The following is a 20903-nucleotide window of genomic DNA, read 5'->3' on the forward strand; positions in this document are numbered from 1 at the left end:
CGTAAGTCGAACGTAAATCGAGCGTTGGGCAGCGCGTGACGGGCGCGGGGTACGCTTTCCCCGACTGCCAGCAGTGGGGGCCAGCGGGATGGGAAGGGGAAAGAGACAGAGGCCATGAGCACGGCGGAGAAGCTTTCGGACGGTGCCTCGGCCAGCGGTGAGTCCGATCCGCTGCTGGGAAAGGTCTTGAATCAGAAGTTCAAGATCCACTCCCTCCTCGCGACGGGCGGCATGGGCGTCATCTATCGCGGCGAGCAGATCGCCCTCGAGCGGCAGGTCGCGATCAAGGTCCTGACGCCCACGAACTCATCGAATCAGATCGACCCCAACTTTCATAAGCGCTTCTTCCTCGAGGCGAGCATCCTCGCCAGGCTCCAGCACCCGAACATCGTCACGGTCTTCGACTACGGCCGAGTCGAGAACATGGAGCCCGAGCGGTACTTCATGGCCATGGAGTTCCTCGAGGGCGAGACGCTCTTCCGGCGGCTGCGCAAGGCCGGCCGCCTCTCGGCGCCCGACTCGATGGGCATCGCCCGGCAGATCGCCCGCGGGCTGCGCGAGGCGCACAAGCACGGCGTGGTGCACCGCGATCTGAAGCCGTCGAACGTCATGCTCGTCCCCGGCGAGGACACCGGAGAGCTCGTCAAGATCCTCGATTTCGGCCTCGTGAAGGTGCTCGCGGACGACTCGGAGGAGCTCACGCAGCAGGGCTCGTTCCTCGGCTCCCCGCGCTTCATGTCGCCGGAGCAGATCTCGCACGGCAAGGTCGATCTGCGGACGGACGTGTACTCGCTGGGCGTGATCCTCTATCAGATGCTCTGCGGGAAGGTCCCGTTCGAGGCGCAGAACTCGGTCCAGATCCTGATCGCCCACCTGCAGCAGCCCGTCCCGCGGATGAAGGAGCGCAACCCCGAGGCCGACGTGCCCGAGCCGCTCGAGACGTTCGTGCTGCGCTGCCTGTCGAAGGATCCGGACGGCCGGCCGGCCAACATGGAGGCCCTCATCCGCGGGCTCGGCGAGTGCGCGCAGGCGATGGGCCTGTCCCCGGCGTTCGGCTCGACGGGCCTCGTGACCATGGACTCCACCGGCACCGGCAGGATGCCGACGCCGATGCCGCCCGTGCGCGTGATGACGGCGATCCCCGCCAGCTCGTCGTCGCCGACGTCGACGTCCGGCGCCACGACCTCGCAGGTGGACGACGCCTCGCTCGGCGCCGCCTCGCGCCCCGCCGACGCCGCGCCGCAGGGCCGGAAGGGCATCGTGCTCGTCGCGGTGGGCGTCCTCGCCGTCGCGGGCATCGGGGTCGCGATGTCGCAGATGCGCTCCAGCGAGCCGCCGCCGGCGCCGGCCGCCGCAGCGCAACCGGAGAAGCCGCAGGTCGCGCCGCCGCCCGCCGACGTCGGGTCGTTCGTGCTGATGGTCGAGTCCATGCCGTCCGGCGCCGAGGTGCTGGAAGACGGCAAGCCGCTCGGGAACACGCCGCTCCAGCTGTCGCTGTCGAACAGCTCCGTGCGCGCCAGCCCGCGCCGGCTGACCGTGCGCCATGAGGGGTACGAGCCGTACTCGATCGTCCAGGGCCCCTCCGATCAGTCCGTGCGCCTGGTCGCCACGCTCACGAAGCAGGCCGCGGCGCCGACGAGCGCACCTGCCGCGCCCACGCCGCCCCCGGCCGCCCCGGCGCCTCGCCCGTACTCGGGCCGGCCGGCCGCCAGGCCCGCGCCCGCCCCCGACGCGCCGCCCCCGCCCCCGCCTCCTTCTCCTCGGCCGCTGGATATCCAGATCGAACGATGACCCTCCAGCGCCCCACACACCACATCGTCGTCTCCCCGTCTGTCTTCACCGCGCGGCCGCTCTGGGCGGATGTCCTCGCCGACGTGGAGGCACCTTGTTCCAGGCTTTCCGTCGGCGTGCACCCCGCGCGCGGTGCGCACGGTGACGGTGACCCCGCGCGCGGTGCGCGCGGTGACGGTGAAGGAGACGATGTGCCGCATTCTCCGGAACATGCGCAAATGTACGCGCACGAACGCGCGCGCGAACACGCGCACGCTCGGCCCGTGCAGCGCGGGGAACGTCAAATCCAGCGGCGAACCCGGCCCGCGCAGATCACCCGAACGATCGATCGAAGATCCCGGTATTCATCCGTTCCCGCCGGCAGTAGACTCCAGGCTCTGCGTCCCGCAGACGCGCTTCCCAGGCCGATTCCAAGCGGGATCCGTTGCTGAGGAGCAAGGAAATGAACCCGCTCGTCCCCGACTTCATCATCCAGCAAGACGCTCTCGGCAACACCGAGGGCAGCTTCACGGGGGCGGTGCTGATGATCGACATCCCCGGCTTCACCGAGCTCACGGAGAAGCTGATGCAGCACGGCCGCGCGGGCGCGGAGACGCTCGCCGGCACGCTCCGGTACTACTTCGACCCGCTCATCGCCGCGGTCCACCACGCCGGGGGCTTCATCACGAACTTCGCGGGCGACGCGTTCACGGCGCTGTTCCAGGACACGCCGGACCGCAAGGTCGCGGAGTACGTGCTCGGCGCGGCGCTCGCGATGCGCGACCTGTTCGCGGAGCACCCCGAGCGCGACACGCCCTTCGGCAGCTTCCCGTTCTCGTTCCGGATGGGGCTCGCGTGGGGCTCGGTCGAGTGGGGCATCGTCCGCATCTCCCCGGAGCGCGCGTACTACCACTTCCACGGGCAGGCGCTCGCCGCGTGCGTCGCGATCGAGCGGCAAGCGCTGAAGGGCGACATCCTCCTCGACCGCGCGCTCTGCGATCGCATCCCGCCCGCGAGCGCGAAGTACCACGGCGAGGGCGTCTACAAGCTCGGCGACGTGCCGGCGCCCAGGATGCCGCAGGTCCCGAGGAACCCGCCGCGCGGCGAGGGCACCGCGTTCGTGGCGAGGGGCGTCGCGGACATGCCCCCGGAGGGCGAGTTCCGCAACGTCACGAGCGTCTTCCTCTCGTTCGAGCAGATCCCGAGCTTCGCGGAGCTCACGCGCCTCCTGCACGAGCTCTCCGAGCTCTACGGCGGCACCTTCACGGGCATCGACGCGGGCGATCTCGGCATCGCCGCGCTGATCCACTTCGGCGCCCCGATCACCCACGAGAACGACAACGATCGCGCGCTCGACTTCGCGCTGGAGCTGAAGAAGCGCGGCCTCCGGCAGATGCGCCTCCGCGCGGGGATCACGCGCGACGTCCGGTACGCCGGCTTCAACGGCGGCACCGAGCGCCACGAGTTCGCGTGCATCGGCCGCGCGACGAACCTCGCCGCGCGCCTCGTCGCGAAGGCCCCTTGGTCGGCGATCTGGGCCGACGAGCAGGTCTTCCGCGCCGGTGAGACGAGCTACCAGTGGACGACGGAGAACATCTTCCGGTTCAAGGGCTTCGATCTGCCCATCCTCGTCTACTCGCTGGAGCGCCGCCGCATCTCGGTCCAGAAGGAGTTCTACGACCTCGGCCTCATCGGCCGCGAGGCGGAGATCGAGCAGCTCGTGCGCTACGTCGGGCCGATCTTCGAGGGCAAGCCGGCCGGGATCACGTACATCGACGGCGAGCCGGGGCTCGGGAAGAGCTACCTCGTGCAGCGCTTCCGCCACCGGTGCGAGGAGCACCAGAGCGACCGGCCCTTCCTGTGGATCGACGCGCGCTGCGACCAGACGCTCCAGAGCTCGCTGAACGCGTTCGAGTTCGCGCTGAAGGAGTACTTCTGGGAGTCCTCCGCGCTCGGCAAGGAAGAGAAGCTCACGAACTTCGACGACGCGTTCGAGTACCTCCTCGAGCGCCTGCCCGAGAGCCAGGCCGCGCTGAAGCGCGAGCTCGATCGCGCGCGCTCGGTGTTCGCCGCGCTCATCGGCATCCGCTGGGAGGACTCGCCGTACGAGCGCCTGCACCCGAAGCTCCGGTACACGAGCACGCTCTCGGCGCTGAGCTTCGTCTTCCTCGCCGAGGCGTCGCTCCAGCCGGTGATCCTGCACCTCGAGGACGCGCACTGGGCCGACGAGGACTCGCTCGAGGCGGTGCGCGTGATCGCGCGCGCGTGCCGGGGGCTGCCCATCGCGATCATCTGTACGACGCGGCGCAAGGACGACGGCACCCCCGTCCGCATCCCGCTCGACCCGGGCATCTCCGAGAACGTGATCGAGCTGAAGCCGCTGCCGCGCGAGCAGCTCCTCGCGCTCGCGGTCCCGTTCTTCGGCGGCCCGATGCCGGACATGCTCGCGACGCTCCTCTGCGAGACGGCCGGCGGCAACCCGTTCTTCGCGCAGGAGATCCTCGCCTACTGGCTCGAGGACGGGCGCTACGGCTCGAGCTCGAGCTCCATCTCGATCTCGAACACGTTCATGCCGCCGAAGAACGTGAACAGCCTGCTCATCTCGCGCCTCGACCGGCTCGACGCGAAGGTGAAGCAGACGATCGTCGCCGCGGCCGTCCTCGGGCGCGAGTTCGATCTGCGCGTGCTCGCGCTGATGCTCCCCGACGCCTCCGTGCTCGAGGAGCACGTGCGCATCGGCGAGGCGCAGTGCATCTGGTCGCAGATGACGGAGCGGCGCTTCCAGTTCAGCAACGCGCTCCTCCGCAACGCGGCGTACGAGATGCAGTCCCGCGCGCGGCTGCAGGAGCTCCACCGGCTCGCGGCCGAGGCGATCGAGAGCCTCTACGGCGATGACCTCGAGGACCAGCTCGTCGCGCTCGGCCGCCACTGGCGCCGCGCGGGCAAGGTGGACCACGCGCGCCGCTACTTCCTCGCGGGCGCCCGCAAGGCGGCGGCGCGCTACGCCCACGAGGAGGCGACCCGCCTCTACCGCGTCTACTTCAAGCTCTCGCCGGAGCCGACGCCCGAGAGCGTCGTCGTGCGCTACGAGTTCGCCCGCGACGTCCTCGAGGCGAGGGGGCGGTACCAGGAGGCGCGGCAGGAGCACATCCGCGTGCTCACCGACGCCCAGAAGCTCGGCGATCGCGGGTCCGAGTCGCTCGGCTTCCTCGGCCTGGGCCGCACGCACTGGGCGATGCAGCAGCCGGACGACGCGCGCACCTACTGGGAAGAGGGGCTGCGCGCCGCGCGCGAGGCGGGCAACCTCCCGGCCGAGGGGCTCACGCTCGCGAGCCTCGGGATGGCCTACGCCGTCCAGGGCCGGTACGACGCCGCCCGGACGCTCTACTCGCGCGCGATCACGGTCGAGCGGCAGATCGGGAACCGGCGCGAGGAGGCGAGGCTCCTCGGGGAGTTCGCGAAGCTGCACCGGCTGAGCGGCCACCTCGGCGAGGCGGAGGCCCTGCAGGAGCAGGCCGCTGCCATCGAGCGTGAGCTGGGGGCCTCTTGAGCCCGTGGGGGACGCTGCCGTGCCCTCCGCCCACGCGAAAGCGCCCCCGTCGTCCGACGTCGTCGCACGTTCCCTAGATCGCGGCGCAGAGGCCCCGCCGGCCCGCGCGGCGCCGGCGCGCCCCGGCCCTCGCCGCCCTGCGAATTCCGCTGACAATCGATCACGAGGTCTCCCAAGAGCATGACACGACAGGCAACAAAGGAGTCACCTGCGCTGTTGAACGAGGAGCTCCTTGAGAAGGCGAAGCCTTCCAAGCTCATGCCCGCCGTGATCGCCGGAATGGTCTCGGGGACGCTGGTCGTCTCGTTCGATATCTCTCTTGGCGCGCTGATCTTCAACCACGGGCTCGCCGAATACCTCTCGAGAGGGATCGGCATCATCCTGATCAGCTCCGTCATCGTCGGCGTGATCGTGTCTCTCCTCAGCTCGTACAAGCCGGTGATCGCCGCGCCGCAGGAGGACGCCGCCGTCATTCTCGCCTCGATGGCGGCGGCGATCACGACGGGCATCGCGCAGAAGGACCCGACGGCGAGCCCGTTCCCGACGGTCGTGGCCGCCATCGCGATCACCTCCGTGGTCGCAGGCGGCTTCTTCCTGCTGCTCGGCCTCTTACGGCTCGGCATCCTGGTCCGCTTCATCCCGTACCCCGTCGCCGGCGGCTTCATCGCAGGCGCCGGCTGGCTCCTCCTCCAGGGCTCGATCTCGGTGATGTCCGGCCAGCCATCGACGCTCGACATTTTCCCGAGCGTGGTGATGGATCCGGAGCTCCTGAAGCGGGTCCTCCCGGGCCTCGTGTTCGGCGTCCTGCTGCTCCTGGTGCTGCGGCGGTTCTCGTCGCTCCTGCTCCTCCCCGTGCTGCTCGGGGGCTCGATCGTGGTGTTCTACGTCTCGCTGGGCCTCGCCGGCGTCAGCGTGCAGCAGGTGCTCGACAGCGGCTGGCTCCTCGGTCCGTTCCCGACCGCGTCGCTCTGGCCTCCGATCGGCGCTTCGGATTTCGGGAAGGTGGACTGGTCGGTCCTGTTCGGCAGCGCCGGCAACATGGCCGCCGTCACGATCATGGCCGCCATCACCGTGCTGCTCAGCGCGTCGGGCGTGGAGCTCGCGACCGAGCAGGAGATCGATCTCGACCGCGAGCTGCGGGCGACGGGCGTCGCGAACATCGTCACGGGCCTCTTTGGCGGCATGGTCGGCTACCTGTCGCTGGCCGAGTCGTCGATGAGCTACAAGGCCGGCTCGAACAGCCGCGTCTCGGGGCTGGTCGCGGCGGCGATCAGCTGCGTCGTGCTCTTCGTCGGCGCCGACGCCATCCTGTACTTCCCGCGCCCCGTCCTCGGGGGCCTGATCGCCTATCTCGGATTCCACTTCCTCATCAACACGCTCTACGAGGGCTGGTTCCGGCTGCGGCGCATCGAGTACTTCGTCATCGTGGTGATCCTCCTTGTCGTCGCCGTCCGGGGCTTCCTTGTCGGCATCGGGGTGGGGCTCGGCGTCTCGTTCATCCTCTTCGCGCTCAGCTACAGCCGCATCGAGGTGGTGCGCAACGCCATCTCCGGGGTCTACCTGCGCAGCAACGTCGCCCGCAGCGACGGCGAGGAGATGACCCTGACGGAGCGCGCCAAGCAGCTCAACGTGCTCCAGCTCCAGGGCTATATCTTCTTCGGGACGGCGTACAACCTCCTCTCGACGGCCCAGCAGCGCATCCAGAGCGAGGAAGGTGAGGTGCGCTATCTGCTGCTCGACTTCCGCCACGTGAACGGCATCGACTCGTCCGCCATCGCGAGCTTCCTCCGGCTCCGCAGGCTCGCCAAGGCGCACAGCGTCAAGCTCATCTTCACGGAGGTGCGTGTGGACATCCGCAATCACCTCGAGCGGGGCGAGGTCTTCGTCGGCGATGACGACGAGGTCTGCCGGATCTACCCGGATCTGGATCGAGGCCTCGAGGCCTGTGAGAAGGAGATCATCGCAGATGCGCCGCCCAGCATGCTGCCGCCTCCGATGCTGTTCTACGATCTCCAGGACGTATTCGGCGGTCGCCCGGGAATGCTGCGTTTCAAGGACTACCTCGAGCGCGTTGAGCTCCCGGATGGGTTCGATCTGTTCCGGGCCGGAGACGTGTCGAAGGACCTCTACCTCATCGAGAGCGGAGAGCTCACGGCCTGGCTCGAGATCGACGGGAAGAAGGTGAAGCGGCTCCGCACGATGGGGCCGGGGTCGGTCGTCGGCGAGTCCGGGCTCTACATGGGCGAGAAGCGGTCGGCGACGGTCACCGCCAGCCGGCAGTCCACGCTCTACCGGCTCACGGAGGAGGCGCTGCAGCGAATGACGGAGGAGGCGCCCGAGCTGGCCGCGGCCTTCCATCACTTCGTGGTCACGCTGCTGGCCCGGAGGATCGTGCACTCGACGGGGCCCGTGAAATCGCTGTTCAACTAGACTCGATCGGCTCGGCCTGGAGCGCTGCGTTCCCGTGGAGACTCGCTTGCAGCATGGTGCGACGGCAGTACGCCTCCCGCCGGCGCGCGCCGCGCGCCGGGGAGCCGGCGTGTCCGCTCTTCAATGCTGCACGCGTGAGCACCTGGCTCCCGCAGATCCGAGCGCGCACGACGCGCACGATCATCGAACACAGCCCGCGAGCATTGCCGTCCTGTGCTCCGGTAGGGTCGAAACACGCATTGCCGCGCCGCGCGCCATTTCACCTGGGGGAGAACAATCTCGTGTAGACGCTACCCCAGATGCGCGTGCATGCGTGGTGGACACACATTTGAATGCAATTTCGACGATCTCTTTCGGATTCAGAGCCACGGAATGTACGATTCGCCTAAGCTTGCGAACAGTCGTGGTTTCGCTCCGAATGAGAAGGCCAGTCGTGTTGCTTACCGCGCAACACATTTTCCTTGACAAGGGGACGCGCGCTTGCAATCCACGGTCCATAGGGTTGCGGCCGGGGCTGCCCGGCATCCCGCGCGCGTCCTACCGGTCGATGGGGGCCTCGATCCGCAGACGCGCTCCGCCGGCTCTCGCTTCCGGAGATCCCAGAGGCCAGCATCGCGCCAGCGAACACCCGCAGGCCTGTCCGCCTTGAGCAGCTGGAGAAAGGACAACTTATGAAAACTCAACGTCGACCCCTGATGGTACTAGCCATTCTGTTGGGTGTCCTATCGGTCGCCGCCTGCGGCAAAGATAAGGCTCCTTCTGAAGCACGCGCAGAGTCGGGCACCAAGGAAGCTCCGGCTCAGCCCTCCGAGCTCAGCGTCCTCATCTTCCCGAACTACCTGGACGACAAGAGCATCAAGGACTTCGAGACGCAGAACAACGCCCGCCTGCGGCTCACGATCTACGACTCCACCGAGGAGATGGAGAGCAAGCTCGCCTATGCGGGCGCCGACGCGCAGTACGATGTCGTCGTGATGGCGGCGCACGCCAGCGGTCGGCTCGCGCGGCGCGGGCTCATCCGCCCCCTGGATCACGCCCAGCTCCCCAACCTGAAGAACCTCGAGTCGCGGTTCTCGGGCCCGAACTTCGACGAGGGCAACAAGTACTCTATCCCATACCAGTGGGGTACTGTCGCGATCATCTACAACAAGAAGAAGATCCCCAACATGGATCCGACGTGGGGCGTGCTCTTCGACGCCCAGAAGACGCCGGGCACGTTCGTGCTGATCGACGAGATGCGGGACATGGTCGGCGCGGCGCTGAAGTACAAGGGATTCTCCAGCAATACGTCGAAGCCTGAAGAGATCCGGGAGGCCGGGCGCATCCTCAAGGAGGCCAAGAGCAACCCGAAGTGCCTCGGCTTCAAGGGCGGCATCGGCGCGACGCAGGACGTGAAGGGCGGCTCCGTCGACATGGCGGTCGTCTGGAACGGCGACGCGCAGAAGGTGGTCTGGGAGGACAAGGATCGCCTCGCCCTCGTCATTCCGAAGGAAGGCTCCGTGATCTGGGTCGACGTGATGACCGTGCCGACCAAGTCGCCGCACCCCGAGCTGGCTCACAAGTTCATCAATTACATGCTGACCCCCGACGGCGGCGCGCAGCTGTCGATGATGACGAAGTACGCGACTCCGAACAGCGCCGCGCAGGCCAAGCTGCCGGTCGAAGACCGCACGAACCAGCTCATCTACCCGACGGGCGATCTGGCGACTCGCCTGGAGGCCCATCGTGATCTCGGCGAGTCGGCCAAGCTCTACGACGAGGTCTGGGCGGCCGTGAAATCGAACTGACCGCGAGGCGATGGCGCAAGCGAGGTGCTCAGCCTCCGATCACGCCGATGCCACTCCTGCGCGACGCGCCGGTGTCGAGCGCACGCCCGAGCTGGAATCCGGGCCGCCGCGCGGAGTCCCTTGCAAAACGGACTGCTTCGTTGCAATCGACGTGTCACTCTGGTGCGGCGCTCGCCTCGCCGGCGCCTCCCCGAGGCGTGAGCGGCGAGCCCGGCGGGAGCGCACGGCGCAGCTCGCTACCACCGGAGCGCACCGCGCTCAAGGCGCCCGGCGCGACGAGGTGGAGCGCGTCGATCTGAACGTAAGGACCCCTATGGAAGATCATCGCTCCAAGACCACTCCTCGTGCGAGAGGCATGATCGTAGACAACGCGTTCACGGCCGATAGCCTCTATGGCGTCCGGCGCGAGCCGACCTACAGCGGCGCGCTCTCCTTCCTGCGCCGCAAGTACACGCGCGACCTGACCGGCGTCGATGTGGCGGTCACCGGCATCCCGCTCGACACGGCGACCAGCAACCGCCCAGGGACGCGCTTCGGCCCGCGTGCGGTGCGGGAGGCCTCGGCGCAGCTCGCGTGGAACCGCCCTTACGGCTACGAGTTCGATCCGCTCGACCGGCTCGCCGTGGTGGACTATGGCGACTGCGTCTGGGATTACGGGCGTCCGGAGGAGAGCCCTGTCGCCATCGAGGAGCACATCGGCCGCATCCTCGACGCCGGGGTGACGCCCCTCTCGATCGGGGGGGATCACTTCGTGAGCTACCCGATCCTGCGCGCCGTGTCCAAGCGCCGCGGGAAGCTCTCGCTGATCCATTTCGACGCTCACTCCGACACGTGGAGCGACGAGGTCGGATCGGGTCGGGTCGATCACGGCACCATGTTCTTCCACGCGGCGCGGGAGGGCCTCGTGGAGCCCAGCCGCTCGGCGCAGATCGGGCTCCGCACCTACAACGCCGATACGCTCGGCTTCCAGGTGCTCGACGCGCCCTGGGTTCATCGTCATGGCGCGAGGGCGGTGATCGAGCACGTTCGTAATATCGTCGGGGACCACGAGGTTTACCTGACGTTCGACATCGATTTCCTCGACCCGAGCTTCGCGCCGGGCACCGGCACGCCGGTCTGCGGGGGGATGTCCACCGCGGTCGCGCTGGAGATCCTGCGGGGGCTCCAGGGCATCGCGCTCGTCGGCATGGACGTCGTGGAGGTCGCGCCCGCGTACGACGTCGGTGAAATTACGGCGCTGGCCGGCGCGACGATCGCGCAGGAGGGGCTCGGGCTCATCGCGTGCCGGCCGGGGGCGCCCAAAGCAAGGGAGCCAGCCGGGTGACCGCCGCTCTGCATCGCGTCTACGAGCGTGTCTGGCGGCGCGGAGACCGCGTTCGGTACGGCGCGAAGACCGCTTCTGGAGAGTCTTCGGTGAACTGGCGGAGCACCCGGTTCAGGCCGCGCGTGCCGTGGGCGCGGACCGTCTGGACGCGGTCGAGATCGAGCACCTCCCCGAGGTACTCCTCGCCAGAGCCGCCCAGGAAGAGGACGCGGCCCTCGGGATCGACCGCGATGGAGCGGCCGCCGCCGATCTCCACCGAGGCGTTGACGTTCACCACATAACACTGGTTCTCGATCGCGCGGGCGCGGGCGAGCACGAGCTCCTCCTCGCGATCCGGCGTCGTGGTGAGCGTCGGGTGCAGGATCACCTCGGCGCCGCGCAGCGCCAGGCCGCGCGCGACCTCGGGATACCAGCCGTCGTAACAGATCATGAGCCCCAGCCGGCCGACGCGCGGGATGTCGAACACGGGCGCGGGCTCATCGCCCGGCGCACAGGTCTCGAAGGGCATCCAGGGATAGAGCTTGCGGTACCGGGCGACGAGCTTGCCGCTCGGCGAGAAGACGAGCGCTGTATTGTGCAGCTTGTCCCCCGCGCGCTCGTAAATCGACCCGGCGCAGAGCCACCTCCCAGCCCTGCGCGCGATCGCGCCGAGCCGCCTGGTGAGCGGCCCCGGAATCGGTTGGGCGAGCTCGTGCGACGGGGTGGTGTGCCGGAACGGGTGATCCCCCGTGAGCCACAGCTCGGGAAACAGGTAGAGCTGCGCCTCGGGGAACGAGACCCCCAGCGCCTGCACCTCGCGCTCGAGCTTCTCGAGCGTCGCAGCAGGGTCGCCAGGCACGGGACGGGACTGGACTCCGATGACGTGGAGGAGGCGAGCCATACCAGCGACGTTATACACCCCCTCTGCGGCGTGTGTTCGAGGGGCGTCGTGAACGTCGCGCCGGGGGGCGCCTTTCGAGCTCGCTCAGGTGGTCGGCTCGATCGAGCCGCGAGCCGCCGCGATCACCTCGGCCGTGGCGAAGTGCGCCGACTCGAGGGCACCCTGCGCCCAGCCCGTGTAGAGACACGTGTGATCGCCGGCGAAGACGACGCGCCCCTCACCGCGCTGGAGATCCGCGATCAGGTCGGTCTGATCGGGCCGGTACGCGGGCCAGCCGCCTCGCGTGTACGGCTGGTGGTGCCACGAGAACGACAGGCCCTTCTGGAAGTACTGCCGAGCGTTCGGGAAGAACGACTCCATCGTCTTGAGCCCGAACTCGATGCGATCGGCCGCGGTGGGCAGCTCGTCGAGCGCCGCGGCGTTGCGGTCCTGCACGTACGCCGTGAGGATGCCCGAGGTGCCCGGCTGGAGCGAGGTCAGGTCCCACAGACGCTCGATGGGCGTCGTCGTGCAGGCCGCGAGCAGCCCGATGATGCCCTCATCCGCCCAGAACCGGTGCGAGAACTGGAAGTTGAGGCGCGTGACGGTGAACATCGGGATCTCCGACGCGGCGCGGTGCTTGGGGCCGGAGAGCGGCGGATCGAACGCGACCTCGAGCAGGATGCGGTGGGGGAGCGCGCACACCACGAAGTCGCCCTCGATCGTCTCGGGGTCCCCGTTCCTGAGGAACTCGACGGTCACGCCGTCCTCGCGGGAGATCACCCGCTGCACATGGGCCCCCTTGAGGATGCGATCGCCGAGATCGTCGGCGAACGCGGTGGTCAGCCGGTCGTTCCCGCCGGCGATCGCGTAGGTGTGGAACCACTTGGCGTCGAGCCGCTGGTTCGCCGACCAGGCGAGGCCGCTGAACATCTCGATCTCCGTCCCCTCGTACGCGCGGCAGATCTCCCTCGCGGCTTGCGAGGCCCCGGTCCGATCCAGGCTGCGGAAGAACGTCTCGCCTGAAAAGTCCTTGCGGACGGTGGCCGGTGGCCACTGCGTGTCCCGCGGGTCGCCGATCACCGAGAACGCCTTCGCCGCGAGCTGCAGGTTGAGGGACTCCGCGTCGATGTCCCGCTCTTCCGGAGAGAGCGGAAAGTCGGCAGGATAGTGCGCTTTGCCGCGCGAGGTGCTCAGGAAGCGATGGCCCATGACATAGTACAGCTGCGTCGCGTCGAGCGGATACTCGAGGATCTCCAGCCCGAAGTGGCGCGCATAGGCGAGCGTGAGGACGTGGGTGTCGGCGATCCGGGTGACGCCGAGCTCGGCGTACTGGTCGCCGAAGTGGTTCCGGAGCGTGTAGAAGCGGCCGCCTACACGGTCATTCCGCTCGAGGATGATCGGGTCGAACCCGGCCTTCCGCAGCGACCATGCGGTGCACAGCCCTGAAATCCCGCCGCCGAGCACGATGACACGGCGTCCGCCGCCGACGCTCGGCCACTCAGGTAGAGTGTCCCACATCTGTGGCAACATCTCCCCTGCGGCCGCGAGGCGACGCCGGTCGTAGACGGAAGCGAACGACTGCTCGGGGACATCGATCGGGCGGTCGGGCAACATGGACCTCTTGCTCGGGCTGGCTGACGATCGTCAGGTTGGCAAAAACGCCGCCGGGACGGCGCGCCGCGGGTGGCAGACCCGACGCGCGCTCCTCCCGTGGCCTACGGTTCGGCGCGAAAATCGGCGCCCATCGCTCTCCTGATCGCTCCCCTTCGCGGCGCGATCCGCCGAGCGGCGCGCCCGTCGTTCCGCCGTCGCTCCGGACCGCGCGCGCCGTGTGTCGCGTGATCCGAGGTCGAGGAGCGGATATTCACGAGTGACCATGATGGACAAGCGATGTTTTGCTTTCAAGCAAAATCATGACCGCGCGGATTGTCACAAGAGTGCGCGGGCGTCCGATGATGTGGTCACTTGGTTGCACGGCACGTGGCGCGCGGCCGCGCGCCGTCAGATCGCGGCGTTTCCGGCGACGGCCATGAAGCGAACGCACCGCTCCACACCATCGCGCCTCGATCGTGGATTGCGGAGGAACGTGCGTGATTTGCGCCTCGGCGCACGATTTGCGTCTGGCAAGGAAACACACGAGAGCGCTGCATGACACGCGAGGCCGGTCCAGGCGCTGAGTTCACGTGAGACGCTGAATTCGAGCGTGGCGCGAACCGCGTGCGGCGGTGGAGCTCCTGCCAGAGTGGAACGGTGGCGCAGCTGTGCCTTGCGCCACGCCTGAAATGGATGTGGCCGCCAGGGCGACGCCGTTCGATGGACGCGGGGCGCGAGGCCACGCGCTGCGCGGGCCGCCCTGCGCCGCGGTCGAGCAGGGCGGCGCGGGGGCGGAGCGCCGGGGGGTGATGGGCGTGAGGTGGAGAGCGCGCGGCCAGGACGGCCGCGCGATGATCAGAAGTTCAGGTTGGCAGAGAGGAGGAAGGTGCGGCCTGCCTGCGGCATCCTGGTCGCCGTGAACTGGGGCGAGATGGGGGCCTCGTACTCCCAGTCGGCGACGTTGTAGACGCCCATGTTGTAGCGGAGGCCGGCCACGTCCGTCTGACCGGAGAGGACGACGTCCCAGATCACCGAGGGGTCGGTCTCCGTCAGGGTCTTGTCGAGGCGCGGTGACTCGACGGTGAGGCGCGTCGACAGCATCAGCGCCTTCCCGAACAGCGGCACGGTCCCCTTGACGGCGGCCATGTGCTCCGGCGAGTTGGGCACCTTCTTGAGCACGTCGTCGACGTCTCCCTTATCGAGGTACCGCGCCCGAGTATAGGAGTAGGAGAGAGAGGCCATCCAGCCCTGGCGCCACTCGCGGCGCAGCTCGGCCTCCGCGCCCAGCACGAGGATCGGCTCCTTGGTGTTGTCGTACCTACCCTTGTCGTTTTCCGTGAACGAGCCGGTCTGCGCGATCATGTCGGTCATGTAGTTCACGTACCCCGCGCCGAGCAGGGAGAGCGTGGACGAGAGCCGGTGCGTGAACTCGACCTCTCCCGAGAGCACGCTCTCGGGACCGATCCGCTCTTCCTCCGTCTCCTTTGGATTGAACCCCGGGTCAAAGTTGCTCTGGGGCACCTGCAGGAAGAGCTCGTAGATGGGCGGAGCGCGGAACGCGCGGCCGCCGGTCACCTTCAGGTTGCCCCCTTCGTAGGGCTTGACGACGAGCGCGATACGCGGGCTGATCCCGGAGTTGAAGCTGAGCTTTTTCTGCGCCTCGTCACTGCTATAGTTGTAATAGTCGATACGAGCACCCGCGGAGATGCGGACGCGGTCGGACGGGACGAAGTCGACGACGCCGTAGCCGGCGAGGATCTGGTAAGGGTGCGCGTCGAACAGACCGTCATCTCGCGCATTGAAGATGGCGACATCATCCTTGTTGATCACGCCGTCGTTGTTGAGATCATCATCGTCATCGCTATTGGCGCCAGCAGCAGGCTCCTCAACGGTACCATCGTTGTCAACGTCCTGTCTCTCGACCGGAACGGGAAGGATGAGCGAGTCGACGCAGGGTTGGTTGGGGAGGCAGGTGGTCTCCTCGATGCGCTGCCTGCCGACGAAGTGCATCTGGCCTTCGACGCCCACGGTGACCTTCAGCTGTGGAAACGGGGTGATCTCGAATCGCTGATCCGCGAGCAAAAACATGTCCTGGTACTGCTCGACATCGGAGATCCTCATGCCGGTGCTGTCGTTCACCAGCCACAGCGTGTCGTCATAAAACTGGATATCGTAGGCCACGCGGGTGACCGTCGAGAAGACGTCCGAGATCCGCGGCGCGAACGTGACCTCGGCGAACCCGCGCCTGTCGCGGTAAAACGTCCTGTCGTCGCCGACGACGGTCTTGTTGGCGCCGTTCGGGAGCGCCTTCCTGCGCTCGTTGTAGAACACCTGCGCCGAGAGGGACTTGTACCAGAGCCGCCCCTGGACCGTCCCGACATTGAAGTGGTCGGCGTCGCGGGTGTTGGGATCCCCGTTCTTCCACTGCTGCTCATCGAGTCCGGTCGGGATCGGCAGGAAGTAGTCTCGCCCTTGGCTGTGGCCGCCGGCGACCGACAGCCACATGCCGGAGTCGCGCCCGAAGGGCACCTGCGCCTGGGCGCGGCCCCGGATGAAGCCGTGCTGCGCCGCGCCCACGCCGACGCCCGCGCCGAACGACGTCGGGCGGCCCTTGGTCACGATGTTGATGACGCCGACGAACGCGCCCGTACCGTAGAGCAGCGAGCCCGGGCCACGGACGACCTCGATCCGCTCGACGTCCTCCAGGTCGGTGCGCGCGGCTTGATCGGCGAAGGCGAGGCCGTCCCAGGTGTCGTTGATCGAGTGCCCGTTGAGCAGCACGAGCACGCGGTTGCTGTAGTCGCCGGGGATGCTGATCCCGCGGATGCCAACCCAGGAGTAGGTGCCGTCGTACGTCGTGTAGACGCCGCGCATGCCCCTCAAGGCCTCGGCGACGGTCGGATACCCCATCGCGCGGAGCTCCTGGCCCGAGATGATGGTGACCGAGCCGGGCGCGTCCTCGACGGCCTCCGCCGTACGCGACGCGGCCTCGACCTCCTCGAGCTGCCGGAGCGAGATGTCGATCCGGGTCTGCTGTCCGGCCACCACGGTGGCCGACTGCTCGACCGGGCGGAAGCCGCGCAGCGAGACGCGCACGCGGCGCTGGCCGCTCTGCACGTTGAGGACCGCGGGCGTGAAGCCCATCGGCTTCCCGTCGACCTCGACGAGCGCGTCGCGCTCGTCCGCGTTGACGACGAGGCTGCCGGTGAGCGGGTTGAGCCGGTAACGCGCGGTCACCGTGCTCGCGGCCGCCACGTTCACGTCCTGCTCCGACGGCTGATACCCCTCCTGCGAAAGGTAGAGGCGGTGCCGGCCAGGAGGCAGCGTGAGATCGCACGGCGCGGTGCACGCCGGGGGGCCGCTCGCGTCGTTGACCCGCACCGTCGTGCCGGCCATCTCACCGACCACGCGCACCGTCCCGACGATGCGCTTCAGCTTGACCGCGACGTTCGTTTGCTCGCCGATCTTCGCCTCGACGTTCTCGACCTCCGCCGGCTCGTACCCCTCGAGATCGACGATGATCTTGTGCTTGCCGGGCTGGAAGCCGAGGAGGCGGGGCGTGCTGCCGCGGCCGCCGAGATCGCGGCGGTTGATGTACACCGTCGCTCCGGGCGGGTCCGTCGTCACGTTGATGACGGCGACGTTCGGCCGGATGCGCGCGAGCGCCTCCTCGATGGCCGGCCTGCGCGCGGCGTTGGGCTCGAGATCGAGCGCCTGAACGTAGTAGCGAAATGCGTCTGGATACTCCTGGAGAGCCTCGTAAGTTCGGGCGATGTTGAAGATGACGTTTCGGTTCGGGACAAGCCGGTTCGACACCAGGAAGTGCTCCAGGGCGCCCCGGTAGTCACGCGCCGAATAGCGCTCCGTGGCGATCCTGAAGTGCAGATCGGCCTCATCGGCCAGATCATCCGCCCAGGCAGGCCGACCGGAGAATGTGAGGAGTGCTACGAGTATGAGTAGGAGTGCGGAGCGACGAAAGCTCATCTTTCGATCTCGATTCCCAACGGTCGAAGTGGAGCGCAAAGCGCCGTCCGCCGGGTCCAGCCGTCACGCAAAAACCCGGCGAGCTTGGGACGAAACAGCCGCATTGCCGGGTCAGCTTACCGTAAGCCGTCAGCTGATCCAACCTGTTCGCACAGGCGGCCGTGGACCTCACGCCGGCGTGGACGCCGCTGTGTAGGCGCCGTGCGCGGAGCGCATGACAGAGTGAGCGGAACCCGGGGCGGCGCGCGGTCCGGGCCCGGCGCTCCCGAGGAGGCGCCGTCAGGCAAGCGCTCGAGCTCGGCACCCCGGGGCCGGGCCGCGCGAGCCAGAGCGAGGTGGAGCGCTGGTCAGGCCCAGCGCCAAGGTGAACAAGGGCGGTGCATCGCTGCGCTGACGCGCAGGAGTCCGCCCCGGGCTCCGCGCGGCGCGCGCGAGCCCCTTGGCCGCCCGGCGCCCGGCGCGCCGAACTCCGCCGCCTCCGCCGCGAGCCCGGGCCGGCGGCTCAATCGTGCCTCCAGCGGGTGAGCCGCTCCAGGAGCACGATGGACACCGCCACGCCGATCAGGAGGAGCGTTGAAATCGCGAACAGGTCGGTCCGCACGCCTCGCATCTGAGATTGGTAGACGTAGAGCGGGAGCGTGACCGAGCGCGGGCCGGACGTGAAGAAGCTGATCACGAAGTCGTTGAGCGACAGCGTGAACGCCAGCATGGCGCCCCCCACGATCGCCGGCCACAGGAGGGGGAGCGTGACCCTCCGGAAGTGGATCCACGGCGACGCATAGAGGTCCATCGCGGCCTCGCTCAGCGTCGGCCCGATGGCGACGAGCCGACTGCGGACGATGAGCGTCACGAACGCGATCTCGAACGTCACATGACCGATGATCATCGTCGTCATGCTGGGCTCGAACCACTGGTCCACCACGCGGCGGAGCACGTTGAACGCCATGACCAGCACCGCCGCGAACGTGATGTCGGGAGCGACCGCCGGGATGTCCACGATCGACTCGAGCACACGACTCACGGAGCTCGGCCACGGAAAGTGCATCCCCAGGGCGAGCAGCGTCCCGAGGACCGTCGCGATGAGCGTGGAGGCGCCGCCGAGCATCAGGGTGTTCACGGCGACCTCGCGGATCTCCATGGCACGCCGGTTGGTCTCGGGATCGGCGAAGAGATCGAGGTACCAGCGAACCGAGAAGCCGGTCCAGAGCAGGCCCCGCTCCGCGGCGTTGAACGAGTAGACGGCGACCGCGAAGAGCGGCAGGTAGAGGAGCGCGAAGCCGAAGAAGGCGGCGATCGTCGTCAGCCCGCGCCAGAGGCCCCGGCCGAGCTTCACAGGATCTCCACGGAGCGCCCATTCCGGCGGTAGAGGGACACGCCGCCCAGCGTCAGAACGATGAGCACCAGGCTGAGCGCCGCGCCGTAAGGGATGTTCCTCCCCGGGCCGAACTGGTGCTGGATGAGGTTCCCTATCAGCCAGTGCTTCGCGCCGCCGAGCATGTCGCTCACCACGAAGACGCTCATCGCGGGGACGTACGTGAGGAGGACTGCGACGCTGAGGCCGGGGAGGGTCTGCGGCAGGATCGCCGCGAGGAAGATGCGCAGCCGCGACGCATAGAGGTCCTGCGCGGCCTCGACGAGCGACCAGTCGAGACGATCGATGCTCGTGTAGAGGGGGACCACGGCGAACGGGAGGGAGGCCGCGACGAGGCCGATCGTGACCGCCGTCCAGCTGGGATAGACGTCGCGGCCCGGGTCGATCCACCCGAGCCAGGCGGCGAGCTTGGCAGGCAGGAGCTGCGCCGACAGGAGGAGCTTCCAGCTGAACGTGCGGATCACGAGGTTCGTGCAGAGCGGGACGATGATGAGCGCGAGCCAGAAGAAGCGCCGGCGCCGAGAGCCGCGCGCGATGAAGAAGGCCATCGGATAGGCGAGCATCACGGAGGCGATCGTCACGACCAGCGCGAGGACGATGCTCCTGATGAGGATGCGCGCGTTCTCGCCGGACGCGGAGCCGAAGATGCGCTCGAACGACTCGAACGACAGCTCCCAGAGCAGGGCGCCGTCCGCGTCGCGCTTGAGGAACGACACGACGAGGAGCGCCAGGCTCGGCAAGAGGAGGAACACGGACAGCCAGGAGACGCCGCCCGCGATGAGCAGGGACCCCCGCGCGAGGAGCCTGCGCCGCGTCGTGAGCTGTCCATACCAGACCGTGGGCTCAGTCACTGAGCACCTCGAGCCGCTCGGCGGGCAGGGCGAGCCAGACCGAGGAGCCGGGCTTGAGCCGCGAGCGGGGGCTGAGCTGCACGCGCAGCGGCCCGGGTTCGATGATGAGCTCCACGTGATCGCCGCGGTAGAAGCTCTCCTTCACCACGCCGCGCACGCCGTTCTCCGCCGGCTCGTTCTCGCAGAGCTCGATCCACTCGGGGTGGATCGCGAGCGTGCCGTACTCCCACTGAGGCTTGCTCTGCACCCTCAGCGCGCCCACCGTCGTGAAGACGAGCGTGGCGCCGACGCGCTGCGCGGAGATGAGGTTGGCCGCGCCGAAGAACTCGGCGGCGAAGCGGCTCTGCGGCCGCTCGTACACCTCGGCCGTCGCCCCCTGCTGCTCGATGCGGCCCTTGTTCATCAGCACGATGCGGTCCGAGACGGTCATCGCCTCGTCCTGATCGTGCGTGACGAGCACGAACGTCTTCCCGAGCGCGCGCTGGAGCCGGCGCAGGTCGAGCTGCACCTCGGCGCGCAGCTTCGCGTCGAGCGCCGACATCGGCTCGTCGAGCAGCAGCACCTCAGGCTCGTTGACGACCGCGCGCGCGAGCGCGACTCGCTGCTTCTGACCACCCGAGATCTGGTGCGGATACCGCTCCGCGAGGTCATCGAGCTTCAGCATCGAGAGGCTCGAACGCACGCGCTCGCGCACCTCGGCGTCAGGGAAGCTGCGCGACCTCAGGCCGAAGGCCACGTTCTCGAACACGCTCAGATGCGGGAACAGCGCATAGTTCTGGAACACGGTGTTCACCGGCCTGCGGTTCGCCGGCAGGTGGTCAACCGCCCTGCCCGCGAGCAGGATCTGCCCCCGATCGGCGCGATCGAGCCCCGCGATGATGCGGAGCAGCGTCGTCTTGCCGCAGCCCGAAGGCCCGAGGAGCGTGACGAACTCGCCGGCCTCCGCCGTGAACGACACGTCGTTCAGTATCTGTGTCTTACCGAAGCTCTTGCTGACGTTCTCTACAACGAGGCTGCATCCCGGGTTGCGCTCGGCCGCGCTGTCGGTCAGGGGCGTCATGCTGCGCTGCCCCGGCGACGAGAAGAAGTCTCTCAACCTCTGGATCACCCCAGCAAACCCTTCGCGCGTGGCGCATTCCGAACCGCTTCCGAAGCCTCGGAGCGTACTACGCAGACCATGATGCCCTCCCGTTGTCAACTGGGTGCGCGCCGGGCTGACCGGCTGAGCGGCGCGCGCCCGGCCGGGCTCTTTTCGCTCGCAGGCGGCGTACGCTACCGCCCTTCCCCTGGGCGTGCCACCTTTCTGCCGATCCTGCTCGCGGCGCGCTCCAGCGCCGCGCAGGGCTCGCGCGTCGCTGGAGCGCGCCCAACGCGTTCGGC

Annotated in this window: 13 protein-coding genes; 6 read left to right on the top strand and 7 right to left on the bottom strand. The window is 68.3% G+C overall.

From position 1 onward, the window contains the following. Nucleotides 1-114: 114 nt before the first annotated feature. The 4 genes from WMF34_RS46810 to WMF34_RS46825 all read left to right on the top strand — a co-directional run bounded on the left by WMF34_RS46810 (nucleotide 115) and on the right by WMF34_RS46825 (nucleotide 9537). Entirely contained in the window at nucleotides 115-1791 is a 1677-nt protein-coding gene (locus WMF34_RS46810; protein WP_437991887.1) for a protein kinase domain-containing protein, read from the top strand. A 442-nt stretch (nucleotides 1792-2233) separates the two neighbouring features. Further along, on the top strand, nucleotides 2234-5320 hold the full coding sequence (locus tag WMF34_RS46815) for an AAA family ATPase (RefSeq protein ID WP_012241760.1): 3087 nt from the start codon (nucleotides 2234-2236) through the stop codon (nucleotides 5318-5320). A 216-nt stretch (nucleotides 5321-5536) separates the two neighbouring features. Next, nucleotides 5537-7750: a SulP family inorganic anion transporter gene (locus WMF34_RS46820; RefSeq protein ID WP_231864613.1), complete on the top strand. Its 2214-nt coding sequence runs from the start codon at nucleotides 5537-5539 to the stop codon at nucleotides 7748-7750. Between the two features lie 713 nt (nucleotides 7751-8463). Then, complete coding sequence (locus tag WMF34_RS46825) at nucleotides 8464-9537, top strand: polyamine ABC transporter substrate-binding protein (RefSeq protein WP_231864614.1); 1074 nt, start codon at nucleotides 8464-8466, stop codon at nucleotides 9535-9537. 154 nt (nucleotides 9538-9691) lie between these two features. Here the strand turns inward: WMF34_RS46825 and WMF34_RS46830 are convergent, their stop codons facing one another. After that, nucleotides 9692-9862, bottom strand: coding sequence for a hypothetical protein (locus WMF34_RS46830; RefSeq protein ID WP_157907395.1), 171 nt, complete (start codon nucleotides 9860-9862; stop codon nucleotides 9692-9694). A 30-nt stretch (nucleotides 9863-9892) separates the two neighbouring features. Between WMF34_RS46830 and speB the strand changes: the two genes are divergently transcribed. Continuing rightward, nucleotides 9893-10861 (top strand): agmatinase, encoded by a 969-nt coding sequence (gene speB / locus WMF34_RS46835; protein ID WP_012241763.1) that lies wholly within the window; start codon nucleotides 9893-9895, stop codon nucleotides 10859-10861. Nucleotides 10862-10880: 19 nt separating this feature from the next. On the opposite strand, the gene WMF34_RS46840 is transcribed toward speB, so the two are convergent. Beyond that, nucleotides 10881-11741: a carbon-nitrogen hydrolase family protein gene (locus WMF34_RS46840; protein ID WP_437991888.1), complete on the bottom strand. Its 861-nt coding sequence runs from the start codon at nucleotides 11739-11741 to the stop codon at nucleotides 10881-10883. Nucleotides 11742-11825: 84 nt separating this feature from the next. Continuing rightward, nucleotides 11826-13337 (bottom strand): flavin monoamine oxidase family protein, encoded by a 1512-nt coding sequence (locus WMF34_RS46845; RefSeq protein ID WP_437991889.1) that lies wholly within the window; start codon nucleotides 13335-13337, stop codon nucleotides 11826-11828. Between the two features lie 262 nt (nucleotides 13338-13599). Between WMF34_RS46845 and WMF34_RS46850 the strand changes: the two genes are divergently transcribed. After that, nucleotides 13600-13875 carry a hypothetical protein gene (locus WMF34_RS46850; protein ID WP_157907396.1) on the top strand — a complete coding sequence of 92 codons (276 nt, stop codon included), beginning with the start codon at nucleotides 13600-13602 and terminating at the stop codon, nucleotides 13873-13875. Between the two features lie 296 nt (nucleotides 13876-14171). Here WMF34_RS46850 and WMF34_RS46855 read toward each other — a convergent pair whose 3' ends face one another. The 4 genes from WMF34_RS46855 to WMF34_RS46870 form a co-directional block, all read right to left on the bottom strand. Continuing rightward, entirely contained in the window at nucleotides 14172-17132 is a 2961-nt protein-coding gene (locus WMF34_RS46855) for a TonB-dependent receptor domain-containing protein (protein WP_437991890.1), read from the bottom strand. Between the two features lie 670 nt (nucleotides 17133-17802). Next, nucleotides 17803-18633, bottom strand: coding sequence for an ABC transporter permease (locus tag WMF34_RS46860; RefSeq protein ID WP_437991891.1), 831 nt, complete (start codon nucleotides 18631-18633; stop codon nucleotides 17803-17805). Further along, nucleotides 18630-19523 (bottom strand): ABC transporter permease, encoded by an 894-nt coding sequence (locus WMF34_RS46865; RefSeq protein WP_437991892.1) that lies wholly within the window; start codon nucleotides 19521-19523, stop codon nucleotides 18630-18632. Before WMF34_RS46865 ends, WMF34_RS46860 begins: the two co-directional genes overlap by 4 nt. Then, on the bottom strand, nucleotides 19516-20631 hold the full coding sequence (locus WMF34_RS46870) for an ABC transporter ATP-binding protein (RefSeq protein ID WP_012241769.1): 1116 nt from the start codon (nucleotides 20629-20631) through the stop codon (nucleotides 19516-19518). The genes WMF34_RS46865 and WMF34_RS46870 overlap by 8 nt, the downstream gene beginning before the upstream one ends. Nucleotides 20632-20903 lie beyond the last annotated feature (272 nt).

Source organism: Sorangium sp. So ce145, assembly GCF_051525985.1.
GTDB classification, from domain to species: domain Bacteria; phylum Myxococcota_A; class Polyangia; order Polyangiales; family Polyangiaceae; genus Sorangium; species Sorangium cellulosum_B.